Origin of the sequence: Sinorhizobium sp. P24N7 (assembly GCF_042436655.1) — a bacterium.
In the GTDB taxonomy this organism is placed as follows: domain Bacteria; phylum Pseudomonadota; class Alphaproteobacteria; order Rhizobiales; family Rhizobiaceae; genus Sinorhizobium; species Sinorhizobium meliloti_A.
The window spans coordinates 59,434-73,854 of sequence record NZ_JBHMIW010000027.1; the positions used below are offsets into that span (position 1 = coordinate 59,434).

Here is a 14,421-nt window from a genome sequence, read left to right on the forward strand (position 1 = left end):
ATACCCCATGCTTAGAGATGAAGATCGCATCTTTACCAACATCTACGGCCTCAAGGACAAGTCGCTGAGGGGCGCGATGGCGCGCGGCCATTGGGACGGCACGAAGCAGTTCCTCGAAAAGGGCCGCGACTGGATCATCAACGAGGTGAAGGCCTCCGGCCTGCGCGGCCGCGGCGGCGCCGGCTTCCCGACCGGTCTCAAATGGTCCTTCATGCCGAAGGAAAGCGACGGGCGCCCGCATTACCTCGTCGTCAATGCCGACGAGTCCGAGCCCGGTACCTGCAAGGACCGCGACATCATGCGCCACGATCCGCACACGCTGATCGAAGGCTGCGTGATTGCGAGCTTCGCCATGGGTGCGCATGCCGCCTATATCTACGTGCGCGGCGAGTTCATCCGCGAGCGCCAAGCGCTGCAGGCGGCGATCGACGAATGCTACGAATACGGCCTGCTCGGCCGGGACAACAAGCTCGGCTACGACATCGACATTTACGTGCATCACGGTGCCGGCGCCTATATCTGCGGCGAAGAGACGGCGCTGCTCGAAAGCCTCGAAGGCAAGAAGGGCCAGCCGCGCCTGAAGCCGCCTTTCCCGGCGAATATGGGCCTTTATGGCTGCCCGACGACGGTCAACAATGTCGAGTCGATCGCGGTGACGCCGACCATCCTGCGCCGCGGCGCCGGCTGGTATACGAGCTTCGGCCGCCCCAACAACCACGGCACCAAGCTCTATTCGGTTTCCGGCCACGTCAATCGCCCGTGCACGGTCGAGGACGCGATGTCGATCCCGTTCCACGAGCTGATCGAGAAGCACTGCGGCGGCATTCGCGGCGGCTGGGACAACCTGCTGGCGGTCATCCCCGGCGGCTCGTCGGTTCCCTGCGTGCCCGGCGCGCAGATGAAAGACGCGATCATGGATTATGACGGCCTGCGCGAGCTCGGCTCGGGCCTGGGCACGGCTGCCGTCATCGTCATGGACAAGTCGACCGACATCATCAAGGCGATCTGGCGGCTGTCGGCCTTCTACAAGCACGAGAGCTGCGGCCAGTGCACGCCCTGCCGCGAAGGCACGGGCTGGATGATGCGCGTCATGGAGCGCATGGTGCAGGGCCGCGCCCAGAAGCGCGAGATCGACATGCTCTTCGACGTGACGAAGCAGGTCGAGGGCCACACGATCTGCGCGCTCGGCGATGCGGCGGCATGGCCGATCCAGGGCCTTATCAAGCATTTCCGTCCGGAAATGGAGAAGCGGATCGACGAATACACGCGCAATGCGACCTCGCATGGCGCCGTGTTGGAGGCGGCGGAGTAAGAAACCATGGCTGGGGCACGCAAGGACGGACAGGAGAGGACAGCCGCGAGCGCGGCCGGTTCATTCGCATGGCCTCAGGGCGCCGACCCGGCCGACCCGTTCGGCATGGGCGAATGGATGAAGAACCTGTCGAACGCCGGCTTGCCGAGCGTCGGATTGCATCCGTTGATGGCGCATCCGGCGGCGGCCGTCGCGGCAGCGACGGCTCTTGGCTTCGGTCTGTCCAGTCACATCGCCGGCATGATGTTCGGCGCGATGCAGGGGGCGGCCAGCACGCTCAAGAAGAGCGTCGCCGCGCCCGATCAGGCGGAGATCTCCAAGCCTGCTCCGGTCGCAAGGCCGCAAAAGGCAGCGCAGCGGAAAGCTCCGGTCTCCGCGGACGCGACGCGCAAACCGCGCAGACCCGTCAAGCGGGCTGCGGCACCGGCGGCAGGCCTCGCAAACGACCTGAAGCGTATCTCCGGCATCGGCCCCAAGCTCGAGCAGGTGCTTAAGGGCAGGGGCATATTCCGCTTCGCCGACATCGCCGCCCTGAGCAAGGCCGACGTGGAGCGACTGGATAGCGAACTCGGCCTTGCCGGCCGCGTCGTCCGCGACGATTGGATCGGGCAGGCAAAGGCGCTCACGGGAGCGCGAGAGAAATAACGTGACGACCGTGCGGTGGTCACGGCAAGCGGCGAGACCGTGAAGGAATTGTCCGTTGCCTACTGCATGTTTCCTTTAATCGTAGCCGATTAAAGGAAACTCGCAGCAAACCAAAGTGCTGCAGCGGCCCTTGCGCGCCAGATCAAGACGCGCGGCGCTGTAGAAGAGCAGACGGACTGAAGACAGGATTGAGTACGAAGATGGCAAAGCTGAAAGTCGACGGAAAAGAGATCGAGGTCCCGGATCATTTCACGCTGCTTCAGGCATGCGAGGAGGCCGGCGCCGAGGTTCCGCGCTTCTGTTTCCATGAGCGGCTTTCGGTTGCCGGCAACTGCCGCATGTGTCTGATCGAGGTCAAGGGCGGCCCCCCGAAGCCGGCGGCCTCCTGCGCCATGGGCGTGCGCGACCTTCGTCCCGGTCCGAACGGCGAGGTGCCGGAAGTCTTCACGACCACGCCGATGGTCAAGAAGGCGCGCGAAGGCGTCATGGAGTTCCTGCTCATCAATCACCCGCTCGACTGCCCGATCTGCGACCAGGGCGGCGAGTGCGACCTGCAGGACCAGGCGATGGCCTTCGGCATCGACAGCTCGCGCTATCAGGAAAACAAGCGCGCGGTCGAGGACAAGTATATCGGTCCGCTCGTCAAGACCGTGATGAACCGCTGCATTCACTGCACGCGCTGCGTCCGGTTCACGACGGAAGTCGCCGGCATCGCCGAACTCGGCCTGATCGGCCGCGGCGAGGATGCCGAGATCACCACTTATCTCGAACAGGCGATGACCTCGGAACTGCAGGGCAACGTCGTCGACCTGTGCCCGGTCGGCGCGCTGACCTCCAAGCCCTTCTCCTTCACCGCGCGCCCGTGGGAGCTCGGCAAGACCGAATCGATCGATGTCATGGACGCGGTCGGCTCCGCCATCCGCGTCGATACGCGCGGCCGCGAAGTCATGCGGATCATGCCGCGCGTCAACGAGGAGATCAACGAAGAGTGGATCTCCGACAAGACGCGCTTCATCTGGGACGGGCTGAAGACGCAGCGCCTGGATCGCCCCTATGTCAAGAAGGATGGACGCCTGCAGCCGGCAAGCTGGGGCGAAGCCTTCCAGGCGATCAAGACCGCCGTTGCCGGCACGTCGGGCGACAGGATCGGCGCGATCGCCGGCGATCTCGCTTCGGTCGAGGAAATGTACGCGCTGAAGGAGCTCGTCTCCTCGCTCGGCTCGGCGAACCTCGACTGCCGGCAGGACTGCGCAGCGCTCGATCCGTCGTTCGGCCGTTCGAGCTACATCTTCAACCCGACGATCCAGGGCATCGAAAGCGCCGATGCACTGCTCATCATCGGCTCGAATCCGCGCTTCGAGGCGTCGGTCCTCAATGCCCGCATCCGCAAGCGCTACCGCATGGCCAACTTCCCGATCGGTGTGATCGGCGAGGCGGGTGAGCTGCGTTACGAATACGAATATCTGGGTGCGGGTACCGACACGCTCGCCGAACTCGTTTCCGGCAAGGGGACGTTCTTCGCAACGCTGGAAAAGGCCGCGCGTCCGCTGATCATCGTCGGCCAGGGCGCCTTGGCAGGGGAGGGCGGTGCGGCCGTGCTCGCCAATGCGGGGAAGCTCGCCGTTGCCGTTGGTGCGGTGAATGCCGAGTGGAACGGTTTTGCCGTGCTTCACAGCGCGGCCGCCCGCGTCGGCGGTCTCGATCTCGGCTTCGTGCCCGGTCAGGGCGGCAAGTCGGCGGGCGAAATGGTCGACGCCATGGATGTCCTTTTCCTGCTGGGGGCCGACGAAATCGATCTTTCGGCCAAGAAGGCCGGCTTCACCGTTTACATCGGCTCGCATGGCGACAACGGCGCGCATGCGGCGGATGTCATTCTTCCCGGCGCGACCTACACGGAAAAGTCCGGCACCTGGGTCAATACCGAAGGGCGCGTCCAGATGGGCAACCGCGCCGCTTTCGCACCGGGTGAAGCGCGCGAGGACTGGGCGATCATCCGCGCGCTTTCCGACGTGCTCGGCAGGAAGCTGCCTTTCGACTCGCTCGGCGAATTGCGTGCGAAGCTCTATGCGGCCTATCCGCATTTCGCCGCAGTCGACGAGATCGCCGCAGGCCGCAGCGACGAAATTGCCGCACTTGCACAAAAAGCCGGTGCGATGGCGAAATCCGTGTTTGCGTCTCCGGTCAAAGACTTCTATTTGACGAACCCGATAGCGCGCGCATCCGCCGTCATGGCCGAATGCTCGGCCTTGGCGCGCAACAATTTCAAAGCTGCCGCGGAATGAGCGCGAGGGAATAGAGCATCATGGACGCTTTCTTTTCGACCTATGTCTGGCCCACGGCCATCATGATCGGCCAGTCGCTCCTGCTTCTGGTCGCGCTGCTGCTTTTCATCGCCTATATCCTGCTCGCCGACCGCAAGATCTGGGCGGCCGTGCAGCTTCGCCGCGGCCCTAACGTCGTCGGCCCATGGGGGCTGTTCCAGTCCTTCGCCGACCTTTTGAAATTCGTCTTCAAGGAGCCGGTCATTCCGGCCGGCGCCAACAAGACGATCTTTCTGCTCGCCCCGCTCGTTTCCGTGACGCTGGCGCTCGCCGCCTGGGCGGTCATTCCGCTCAATGCGAACTGGGTGATCGCGAACATCAATGTCGGCATCCTCTTCGTCTTCGCCATATCTTCTCTCGAGGTTTATGGCATCATCATGGGCGGTTGGGCGTCGAACTCGAAATATCCCTTCCTCGGCGCATTGCGCTCCGCGGCGCAGATGGTGTCCTACGAGGTCTCGATCGGCTTCGTCATCGTCACCGTGCTGCTCTGCGTCGGCTCGCTCAACCTGACGGACATCGTAAACGCGCAGAACGACGGCGTCGGCACCATGCTCGGCCTGCCTGCCTCGTTCCTCGACTGGCACTGGCTGTCGCTCTTCCCGATGTTCATCATCTTCTTCATCTCGGCGCTCGCCGAGACGAACCGTCCGCCCTTCGACCTTCCGGAAGCCGAATCGGAACTCGTCGCCGGCTTCATGGTCGAATACGGCTCGACCCCGTACATGATGTTCATGCTCGGCGAGTACGCGGCGATCTGCCTGATGTGCGCGCTGACGACGATTCTGTTCCTCGGCGGCTGGCTGCCTCCGGTCGACATCTGGCTCCTGAACTGGGTCCCGGGCATCATCTGGTTCGTGCTGAAGGCGTCGCTGGTGTTCTTCATGTTCGCCATGGTGAAAGCCTTCGTCCCGCGCTATCGCTACGACCAGCTGATGCGCCTCGGCTGGAAGGTCTTCCTGCCGCTTTCGCTGGCGATGGTCGTCATCGTCGCATTCGTTCTGAAGCTGACGGGCTGGGCATGATGGCCGCTCACGCTTCGCTGCATACCGCCGGTTTCTCCGCAACCGGCAAGTTTGGAGGTTAATGATGGCCGGTCTTTCGAACGCCGTCAGCTCGCTGTTCCTCAAGGAATTCGTCGGCGCATTCCTTCTGTCGATGCGCTATTTCTTCCGTCCGAAGGCGACCTTGAACTATCCCTTCGAGAAGGGGCCCATCAGCCCGCGCTTCCGCGGCGAGCACGCGCTGCGCCGTTATCCCAACGGCGAAGAGCGGTGCATCGCCTGCAAGCTGTGCGAGGCGATCTGTCCTGCGCAGGCAATCACCATCGAGGCCGGGCCGCGCCGCAACGACGGCACGCGCCGCACGGTGCGTTACGACATCGACATGGTGAAGTGCATCTATTGCGGCTTCTGCCAGGAGGCCTGTCCGGTCGATGCGATCGTCGAGGGGCCGAATTTCGAGTTCTCCACCGAGACGCGCGAAGAGCTCTACTACGACAAGGAGAAGCTGCTCGCCAACGGTGACCGGTGGGAGCGGGAAATCGCGCGCAACATTGCGATGGACTCGCCCTACCGCTGAGGCCATTCGCGGAACGCAGCATCGCGCCGCTTGATCGAAGACGGTGCATGCAAAACGGGTTTGGGCATCGGCCGGACAGGTGGTCCGGCTTTGCCTCATGGAGTGCGGGCCTGCGTGCCTTCACGCCAGCAAGACGAAAAAGGCACCGATCATGGGTCTGCAGGCTCTTTTTTTCTATCTTTTTGCCTTCATCGCCGTGGCGTCGGCATTCATGGTCATCGCGGCCAGGAATCCGGTCTATTCGGTTCTGTTCCTGATCCTGACCTTCTTCAATGCGGCCGGGCTCTTCCTGCTGACCGGTGCCGAGTTCCTGGCGATGATCCTGCTGGTGGTCTATGTCGGGGCCGTCGCGGTTCTCTTCCTCTTCGTGGTCATGATGCTCGATATCGACTTTGCCGAGCTTCGCGCCGGCGTGCTCGAATATGCGCCGATCGGCGCGCTGATCGGGCTGATCCTTGCCGCCGAACTGATCGTCGTTGTCGGCGGCTCGGCTTTCTCGCCTGAAATCGCCAAGGGCATCTCAATGCCGATACCGGCGCCGAGCGACCGCACCAACACCGCCGCGCTCGGCGATGTCCTCTATACCCATTACGTCTACTTCTTCCAGATCGCGGGGCTCGTGCTGCTCGTCGCCATGATCGGCGCCATCGTGCTGACCCTGCGTCACCGTCAGAACATCAAGCGTCAGAGCATTCCGCAGCAGGTTGCCCGCACCCCCGAAACCGCCGTCGAGGTGGTTACGGTCAAGCCGGGGCAGGGCATCTAATCGGACGCGAGGTCGAGGGACTACACTTATGGAAATCGGAATTTCCCACTATCTGACCGTCAGCGCCATTCTGTTCACGCTCGGCGTCTTCGGCATCTTCCTCAACAGGAAGAACGTCATCATCATCCTCATGTCGGTGGAGCTCATCCTGCTGGCCGTCAACATCAACATGGTGGCGTTCTCGGCCTTCCTGAACGACATCACCGGCCAGGTGTTCGCGCTGTTCATCCTGACCGTTGCGGCGGCCGAAGCCGCCATCGGACTTGCAATTCTCGTCGTCTTCTACCGCAACCGCGGCTCGATCGCCGTCGAAGACGTCAACATGATGAAGGGCTGACAGGGCTATGGATACCATCGTCAAGGCTATCGTCTTCCTGCCTCTGATCGGCTTCCTGATCGCCGGCCTTCTCGGCACGCAGATCGGCGCCAAAGCATCCGAATATGTGACCAGCGGCCTGATGATCGTCACCGCAGCGCTCTCCTGGTTCGTCTTCTTCCACGTCGCCCTCGGCGAAGAGGAGATGATCAAGGTTTCGGTGCTGCGCTGGATCCAGTCCGGAAGCTTCGATGTCGAATGGGCTTTCCGCGTCGACACGCTGACGGCCGTCATGTTCGTCGTCGTCAACACCGTCTCGACCCTGGTGCACATCTATTCGATCGGATACATGCACCACGATCCGAACCGGCCGCGTTTCTTCGCCTATCTGTCGCTCTTCACCTTCGCGATGCTGATGCTCATCACGTCGGACAATCTGCTGCAGATGTTCTTCGGCTGGGAGGGCGTGGGTCTCGCGTCATACCTGCTGATAGGCTTCTGGTACAAGAAGCCGTCCGCCAATGCGGCGGCGATGAAGGCCTTCATCGTCAACCGCGTCGGCGACTTCGGCTTCTCGCTCGGCATCTTCAGCGTCTTCGTCCTCTTCGGCTCGATCAATTTCGAGACCATCTTCGCCGCCGCGCAGAACTATTTGCCGGCCGAGGGTGCTGCGGCAGGGGACGCGGTCATCAATCTCTTCGGAATGCAGCTCGACAAGGGGCATGCCCTGACGGCCACCTGCCTGCTGCTCTTCATGGGCGCGATGGGCAAGTCGGCGCAGTTCCTGCTGCACACCTGGCTGCCGGACGCCATGGAAGGCCCGACCCCGGTTTCGGCCCTTATCCATGCCGCAACCATGGTGACCGCGGGCGTCTTCCTCGTTGCCCGCATGTCGCCGCTCTTCGAGCTTTCGCCAGACGCCCTGACGGTCGTCACCCTGATCGGCGCGATCACCGCATTCTTTGCGGCGACCGTCGGTCTCGTCCAGAACGACATCAAGCGCGTCATCGCCTATTCGACCTGCTCTCAGCTCGGCTACATGTTCGTCGCGCTCGGCGTCGGCGCCTATGGCGCGGCGATCTTCCACCTCTTCACGCACGCCTTCTTCAAGGCGCTCCTGTTCCTGGGCGCGGGCTCGGTCATCCACGCCGTCGACGGCGAGCAGGACATGCGTTACATGGGCGGACTGCGCACGCATATTCCGGTCACCTACTGGATGATGTTCATCGGTACGATCGCGCTCACCGGCGTCGGCATTCCCGGTACGGTCATCGGCACGGCGGGCTTCTTCTCGAAGGACGCGATCATCGAATCCACCTTCGCGTCGCATAGCGTCGTTTCCGGTCTGGCCTTCGTGCTGCTGGTCATCGCGGCGCTCTTCACCAGCTTCTATTCCTGGCGTCTGACCTTCATGACGTTCCACGGCAAGCCACGCGCTTCCTCCGACGTCATGCATCACGTCCACGAGTCGCCGCAGGTCATGCTGGTGCCGCTCTACATCCTTGCCGCCGGCGCCCTCGTCGCGGGCTTCCTGTTCCACGATTATTTCTTCGGTCACCACTACGCCGAGTTCTGGCAGGGCGCTCTGTTCACGTCCGCCGAAAACGAGCTTCTCGAGGAGTACCACCACGTTCCGCTATGGGTGAAATGGAGCCCGTTCGCGGCCATGGCGCTCGGTCTCTTCACGGCCTGGTACATGTACATCCGTTCGCCGGAGACGCCGAAATATCTCGCCGAGCAGCATCGCGGGCTTTACCAGTTCCTGCTCAACAAGTGGTATTTCGACGAACTCTACGATTTCCTGTTCGTCCGCAGCGCCAAGCGCCTGGGCACCTTCCTCTGGAAGGAGGGTGACGGCCGGGTGATCGACGGGTACGGCCCGAACGGGATCGCTGCGCGCGTTCTCGACGTGACCGACCGGGTGGTCCGCCTGCAGACCGGATACCTCTACCACTACGCGTTCGCCATGCTGATCGGTATTGCAGCGCTCGTTACCTGGATGATGCTCGGGAGTTCCTTCTGATGACCGATTGGCCCGTACTTTCCGCGGTCACCTTCATGCCGCTCGTCGGCGTTCTGCTTCTCCTGCTCACAAGGGAAGACAGCGCCTACGGCCGCCGCAACATCCTGAACGTCTCGCTGCTGACGACGGTCTTCACCTTCCTCGTGTCGCTCTACATCTGGTACCAGTTCGACCCGTCGAATCCGGGCTTCCAGATGGTCGAGAAGCGGGAGTGGCTCGGCACCGGCATTTCCTATCATCTGGGCGTCGACGGCATTTCCATACTCTTCGTCCCGCTGGCGGCATTCCTGATGCCGTTCTGCGTGCTGGCAAGCTGGGTGACGATCGAGAAGCGCCTGAAGGAATACATGATCGCGTTTCTGATCCTGGAAACGCTGATGCTTGGCGTCTTCGTGTCGCTCGACATCATCCTTTTCTACGTCTTCTTCGAGGCGGGGCTCATCCCGATGTTCATCATCATCGGTGTGTGGGGCGGCAAGGAGCGCGTCTACGCAAGCTACAAGTTCTTCCTCTATACGCTGCTCGGTTCCGTTCTGATGCTGCTTGCCATGATGGCGATGTATTGGCAGGCGGGCACCACCGACATCACGCAGTTGCTCGCCTATCAGTTCCCGCGCGAAATGCAGACCTGGCTCTGGCTTGCCTTCTTCGCTTCCTTCGCGGTGAAGATGCCCATGTGGCCGGTGCACACCTGGCTTCCCGATGCGCACGTGCAGGCGCCGACGGCAGGCTCGGTCATCCTGGCCGGTATCCTCCTGAAGCTCGGCGGCTACGGCTTCCTGCGCTTCTCCCTGCCGATGTTCCCGCTGGCGTCCGACTTCTTCGCGCCGTTCGTCTTCACCCTGTCGATCATTGCGATCATCTACACCTCGCTGGTCGCGATGATGCAGACCGACATCAAGAAGCTCATCGCCTATTCATCAGTGGCGCATATGGGCTACGTGACGATGGGAACCTTCGCGGCGAATGTTCAGGGTGTCCAGGGAGCGATTTTCCAGATGCTGTCGCACGGCATCGTCTCGGGCGCGCTCTTCCTTTGCGTCGGCGTCGTCTATGACCGGCTGCATACGCGCGAGATCGCGGCCTATGGCGGCCTCGTCAACAACATGCCGAAATATGCCGTCGCCTTCATGGTCTTCACCATGGCCAATGTGGGCCTTCCGGGAACGTCGGGATTCGTTGGCGAAGTGCTGACGCTGGTGGGCGCCTTCCGCGCCAACACCTGGGTCGCCCTGTTCGCGACGACGGGCGTCATTCTGTCGGCGGCTTACGCGCTCTGGCTCTACCGCCGTGTGATTTTCGGTGCGCTGGAAAAGGAAAGCTTGAAGGCGCTGCTCGATCTGTCGGGGCGCGAGAAACTCATTCTCTATCCGCTGGTGATCCTGACCATCTTCTTCGGTGTCTATCCGGCACCGGTCTTCGACGCGACCGCGGCCTCCGTGGACTTGCTCGTCAACAACTACGCCGCCGCCCTGCAGGCAGCGCAAGACGTTGCGCTTTCGGTGCAATGATCAAGGGACGTGATGTGACATGACTGCTGAAACCCTTATCGCCAGCCTGCAACTTTCGATGCCCGAGCTGATCCTTGCGGTCGGCGCGATGGCTCTCCTGATGATCGGCGTCTTCTCGGGCGAAAGAGCCACACCGACCGTGACCGGACTTGCGGTCGCAGTGCTCATCATCGCCGGGCTGTGGCTCGTTCTGAAGACGGGCGAGGGGGAGGCCTATGGCGGCGCCTTCCTGTCGGATCCCTTCGCCAAATTCATGAAGGTCCTCGCCCTGATCGGCTCGATCACCGTGATGGTGATGACCGTCGGACACGCGCGTTCGGCTCAGATCGACCGGTTCGAGTTCCCCGTGCTTCTGGTTCTGGCCACCCTCGGCATGCTGCTGATGATATCGGCCAACGATCTCATCTCGCTCTACCTGTCGTTGGAGCTGCAGTCACTCGCCCTTTACGTCGTGGCGGCAATCAACCGCGACAGCGTCCGGTCGACGGAGGCGGGCCTGAAGTATTTCGTTCTCGGCGCGCTGTCTTCGGGCATGATGCTTTACGGCATGTCGCTCGTCTACGGCTTCACCGGGCATACCGGCTTCGACGAGATCGCGGCGGCGCTCACGGCTGAGGGCCGCTCGCTGGGCCTCGTCTTCGGGCTTGTGTTCATTCTTGCAGGCCTCGCCTTCAAGATCTCCGCCGTACCATTCCATATGTGGACGCCGGACGTCTACGAAGGCGCCCCGACGCCGGTGACGGCATTCTTCGCCGCAGGACCGAAGGTCGCGGCCATTTCGATCCTCGTGCGCATCGTCATCAACGCCTTCGAGCCGGTGGTCGCCGATTGGCAGCAGATCGTCGTCTTCATCTCGATCGCATCGATGCTGCTCGGCTCCTTCGCCGCGATCGGCCAACGCAACATCAAGCGGCTGATGGCCTATTCCTCGATCGGCCACATGGGTTATGCGCTCGTCGGTCTGGCGGCCGGCTCGATGGCCGGCGTACGCGGCGTGATCCTCTACATGCTGATCTACATGGTCATGACGCTGGGCACTTTCGCCTGCATCCTTGCCATGCGCCGGCGGGAAGGCGAGCATGTGGAAGGTATCGACGATCTCGCCGGTCTTTCGCAGACCAACCCGTTCATGGCGACGGTGCTGACGATCCTCATGTTCTCGCTCGCCGGCATCCCTCCGCTGGCAGGTTTCTTCGCCAAGTACTTCGTCTTCGTTGCGGCGATCGAGGCGCAGCTCTATGGCCTGGCAATCATCGGCGTGCTCGCTTCCGTCGTCGGCGCCTACTACTATCTGCGGGTCATCAAGGTGATGTGGTTCGAGGAGCCGAGAGGCGAGTTTGCCCGAACGGCGGGCGAGCTTAGGCTGGTGTTCGGTCTGTCCGGCCTCTTCGTGCTCGGCTACGTGCTCATCGGCGGTCCGCTCGGAACCGCTGCCGAAGCTGCGGCGCGGACATTCTTTTGACCGGCGGACGAAGCGGCGGCCGGAGTTCGCCTGAAGATTTCCGGCACGTCGCGCTCGCCGAAACGGTCTCGACCAACAACGAGTGCCTTCTGCGGGCGCGCGAGGGCGATCCCGGCAATCTCTGGATCACCGCGGTGCGCCAGACCGGAGGCAGGGGCAGGCGTGGCCGCGCCTGGTTCTCGGAGCCGGGGAACCTCTACGCATCCCTGCTGCTCATCGATCCGGCGCCGGTGGACAGGCTGCATGCGGTGCCGCTCGCCGCAGCGGTCGCGGTCCATCGGGCGATCCGCCGGGTGATGCCACCGGGCGGGGCCGAGGCCGCGATCAAATGGCCGAACGACATTCTTATCGACGGGCGGAAAACCTGCGGCATTCTTCTCGAAGGCGAGGTTCTGGCCGACGGGCGGCGGGCCCTGGTGATTGGCTGCGGCATCAACGTCGCCGTCATGCCTGAAGACGCGCTTTACCCCGTCACATCGCTTCGGCGGGAGGGCGCGACGACCTCTCCCGAGGAGCTGTTCGCGCATCTTTTCGTAACCATGGCCGAAACGCTCGCCGTATGGGACCGAGGCGCGGGCGTCGCCGCAATCATCGATCAGTGGCGCGCCGCGGCCAAGGGCATCGGCGAGGCGATCACGGTCAACCTCCCGGACCGCTCGCTTTCCGGCCGCTTTGCAGGTATCGATCGGGACGGCCGGCTTCTACTCGACACGGGTTCCGGCCCGCCGCAAACCATTGCGGCGGGCGACGTATTTTTTGGATGATTGAAAAAAGCAAAGGCGCATCACGACATGGCGCAGGATGAAGAACTGGTGTTCTTGCCGCTCGGCGGCGTCGGCGAAATAGGCATGAATCTCGGCCTTTACGGCTATGGAAGGCCAGGTCACCGCCAATGGATCATGGTCGATTGCGGAGTGACCTTCCCCGGCCCGGAATTGCCCGGCGTAGATCTGGTTCTGCCCGATATCGCCTTTCTGGCCGAACAGCGCCGCAATCTGAAGGCGATCATCATCACGCATGCCCATGAGGACCATTACGGGGCCCTGAACGATCTGTGGCCGGGCCTGAACGTTCCCGTCTACGCCTCGCCCTTTACCGCGGGCATGCTGGAGGCCAAGCGCGCATTCGAAAAATCCCGCAGCGAGATCCCGATCACGATCTTCAAGCAGGGCGACCGCATCAATGTCGGACCTTTCAGCGTCGAAGCCGTGGGGGTCAATCATTCGATCCCCGAGCCGATGGCGCTCGTCATTCGCACGCAGCTCGGCACGGTCGTGCACACGGGCGACTGGAAGATCGACCTCGAGCCTTCGCTCGGGCCGCTGACCGACGAGTCGCGGTTTCGCCAGATCGGTGAGGAAGGCGTCCTCGCTCTCGTCTGCGATTCGACCAATGCCCTGCGCGAGGGGGTATCGCCGTCCGAACAGCAAGTCTCCGAAAGTCTCGCCAAGATCATTGCCGATGCCGAGGGCCGGGTCGGGATCACGACCTTCTCCTCCAATGTCGGGCGCATCCGCTCCGTTGCGGAAGCGGCGGAGGCTGCCGGGCGGGAGGTGCTTCTACTCGGCAGTTCGATGAAGCGCGTCGTCGACGTTGCGCGCGATGTCGGGCTCATGGAAGGCGTGAAGCCGTTCCTGGCAGAGGACGAGTTCGGCTATGTCCCGCGCGACAAGGTCGTGGTCATTTTGACGGGCAGCCAGGGCGAGCCGCGCGCCGCCCTTGCCAAGATCGCTCGCGACGAGATGCGCAACGTGGCGTTTTCGGCCGGCGACACGATCGTCTTTTCGTCGCGCACCATCCCCGGCAACGAAAAAGCGATCAATGACATCAAGAACGGGCTTATCGAGCAAGGCATCCACATCGTCACGGACAGCGAGGCGCTGGTGCATGTTTCCGGCCACCCGCGACGCACCGAGCTCCAGCAGATGTACCAGTGGGTGAAGCCGCAGATCCTCGTGCCGGTGCATGGCGAGGCGGCGCATCTGACGGCGCATGCGGAGCTTGGACTGCAATCGGGTATCCCGAGCGTGCCGCGGCTGCGCAATGGCGAAATGCTGCGGCTTGCGCCCGGACCCGCGGAAGTCATTGACGAGGCGCCGCACGGCCGCATCTACAAGGACGGCACCCTCATCGGCGATTTCGAGGAGATGGGGATCGGCGAACGCCGGAAGCTTTCCTTTGCCGGTCACGTCTCCGTCAGTGTCGTCCTCGACAGCCGTTACGACTTTCTGGGCGACCCGGACGTCGTGCCGATCGGCCTTCCGGAATACGACGACGAAGGCGAGGCGATGGAGGACACGCTCTATGATGCGGTGCTCGGCGCTGTAGAGAGCATTCCCCGGGCAAAGCGGAAGGACCTCGCGATGCTGCAGGAAGCCGTTCGCCGCGCCGTGCGCAGCACTACGAACCAGGTCTGGGGCAAGAAGCCGGTCGTCACGGTGTTCATCACCAAGGTCTGATCCGGCGGCACCCTCCGAAATCGTG

Annotated in this window: 12 protein-coding genes; all 12 read left to right on the top strand. The window is 62.8% G+C overall.

Annotated features, from left to right (window positions below; translation table 11 throughout):
- The first annotated feature begins 7 nt into the window (after positions 1 to 7).
- Positions 8 to 1,312 carry an NADH-quinone oxidoreductase subunit NuoF gene (gene nuoF / locus ACFHWW_RS32250; protein ID WP_379943342.1) on the top strand — a complete coding sequence of 435 codons (1,305 nt, stop codon included), beginning with the start codon at positions 8 to 10 and terminating at the stop codon, positions 1,310 to 1,312.
- Positions 1,313 to 1,318: 6 nt separating this feature from the next.
- Positions 1,319 to 1,957 (top strand): NADH:ubiquinone oxidoreductase, encoded by a 639-nt coding sequence (locus ACFHWW_RS32255; protein ID WP_379943344.1) that lies wholly within the window; start codon positions 1,319 to 1,321, stop codon positions 1,955 to 1,957.
- Positions 1,958 to 2,157: 200 nt separating this feature from the next.
- On the top strand, positions 2,158 to 4,239 hold the full coding sequence (gene nuoG, locus ACFHWW_RS32260) for an NADH-quinone oxidoreductase subunit NuoG (protein ID WP_379943366.1): 2,082 nt from the start codon (positions 2,158 to 2,160) through the stop codon (positions 4,237 to 4,239).
- A gap of 20 nt (positions 4,240 to 4,259) precedes the next feature.
- Positions 4,260 to 5,303 carry an NADH-quinone oxidoreductase subunit NuoH gene (gene nuoH, locus ACFHWW_RS32265; RefSeq protein WP_018094850.1) on the top strand — a complete coding sequence of 348 codons (1,044 nt, stop codon included), beginning with the start codon at positions 4,260 to 4,262 and terminating at the stop codon, positions 5,301 to 5,303.
- A gap of 64 nt (positions 5,304 to 5,367) precedes the next feature.
- On the top strand, positions 5,368 to 5,859 hold the full coding sequence (gene nuoI / locus ACFHWW_RS32270; protein ID WP_100672197.1) for an NADH-quinone oxidoreductase subunit NuoI: 492 nt from the start codon (positions 5,368 to 5,370) through the stop codon (positions 5,857 to 5,859).
- A 151-nt stretch (positions 5,860 to 6,010) separates the two neighbouring features.
- Positions 6,011 to 6,625 carry an NADH-quinone oxidoreductase subunit J gene (locus ACFHWW_RS32275; protein WP_018094851.1) on the top strand — a complete coding sequence of 205 codons (615 nt, stop codon included), beginning with the start codon at positions 6,011 to 6,013 and terminating at the stop codon, positions 6,623 to 6,625.
- Positions 6,626 to 6,653: 28 nt separating this feature from the next.
- Positions 6,654 to 6,962, top strand: coding sequence for an NADH-quinone oxidoreductase subunit NuoK (gene nuoK, locus ACFHWW_RS32280; RefSeq protein ID WP_003531854.1), 309 nt, complete (start codon positions 6,654 to 6,656; stop codon positions 6,960 to 6,962).
- A 7-nt stretch (positions 6,963 to 6,969) separates the two neighbouring features.
- Positions 6,970 to 8,964 (top strand): NADH-quinone oxidoreductase subunit L, encoded by a 1,995-nt coding sequence (gene nuoL, locus ACFHWW_RS32285; RefSeq protein ID WP_275596430.1) that lies wholly within the window; start codon positions 6,970 to 6,972, stop codon positions 8,962 to 8,964.
- On the top strand, positions 8,964 to 10,475 hold the full coding sequence (locus ACFHWW_RS32290; RefSeq protein ID WP_379943347.1) for an NADH-quinone oxidoreductase subunit M: 1,512 nt from the start codon (positions 8,964 to 8,966) through the stop codon (positions 10,473 to 10,475). Before nuoL ends, ACFHWW_RS32290 begins: the two co-directional genes overlap by 1 nt.
- A 19-nt stretch (positions 10,476 to 10,494) precedes the next feature.
- Positions 10,495 to 11,937 carry an NADH-quinone oxidoreductase subunit NuoN gene (gene nuoN / locus ACFHWW_RS32295; RefSeq protein WP_003531859.1) on the top strand — a complete coding sequence of 481 codons (1,443 nt, stop codon included), beginning with the start codon at positions 10,495 to 10,497 and terminating at the stop codon, positions 11,935 to 11,937.
- On the top strand, positions 11,934 to 12,701 hold the full coding sequence (locus tag ACFHWW_RS32300) for a biotin--[acetyl-CoA-carboxylase] ligase (RefSeq protein WP_275596429.1): 768 nt from the start codon (positions 11,934 to 11,936) through the stop codon (positions 12,699 to 12,701). Before nuoN ends, ACFHWW_RS32300 begins: the two co-directional genes overlap by 4 nt.
- Positions 12,702 to 12,728: 27 nt before the next feature.
- Positions 12,729 to 14,396, top strand: a complete 1,668-nt coding sequence (locus ACFHWW_RS32305) for a ribonuclease J (protein ID WP_379943350.1) — start codon at positions 12,729 to 12,731, stop codon at positions 14,394 to 14,396.
- The last annotated feature ends 25 nt before the right edge of the window (positions 14,397 to 14,421 follow it).

Excerpts from the sequence above, each read along its gene's own strand:
- ACFHWW_RS32305 (WP_379943350.1), top strand. The coding sequence starts at position 12,729 with ATGGCGCAGGATGAAGAACTGGTGTTCTTGCCGCTCGGCGGCGTCGGC.
- nuoN (WP_003531859.1), top strand. The coding sequence starts at position 10,495 with ATGACTGCTGAAACCCTTATCGCCAGCCTGCAACTTTCGATGCCCGAG.
- ACFHWW_RS32290 (WP_379943347.1), top strand. The coding sequence starts at position 8,964 with ATGACCGATTGGCCCGTACTTTCCGCGGTCACCTTCATGCCGCTCGTC.
- nuoI (WP_100672197.1), top strand. The coding sequence starts at position 5,368 with ATGGCCGGTCTTTCGAACGCCGTCAGCTCGCTGTTCCTCAAGGAATTC.
- nuoL (WP_275596430.1), top strand. The coding sequence starts at position 6,970 with ATGGATACCATCGTCAAGGCTATCGTCTTCCTGCCTCTGATCGGCTTC.
- nuoK (WP_003531854.1), top strand. The coding sequence starts at position 6,654 with ATGGAAATCGGAATTTCCCACTATCTGACCGTCAGCGCCATTCTGTTC.
- ACFHWW_RS32255 (WP_379943344.1), top strand. The coding sequence starts at position 1,319 with ATGGCTGGGGCACGCAAGGACGGACAGGAGAGGACAGCCGCGAGCGCG.
- nuoH (WP_018094850.1), top strand. The coding sequence starts at position 4,260 with ATGGACGCTTTCTTTTCGACCTATGTCTGGCCCACGGCCATCATGATC.
- ACFHWW_RS32275 (WP_018094851.1), top strand. The coding sequence starts at position 6,011 with ATGGGTCTGCAGGCTCTTTTTTTCTATCTTTTTGCCTTCATCGCCGTG.
- nuoF (WP_379943342.1), top strand. The coding sequence starts at position 8 with ATGCTTAGAGATGAAGATCGCATCTTTACCAACATCTACGGCCTCAAG.
- nuoG (WP_379943366.1), top strand. The coding sequence starts at position 2,158 with ATGGCAAAGCTGAAAGTCGACGGAAAAGAGATCGAGGTCCCGGATCAT.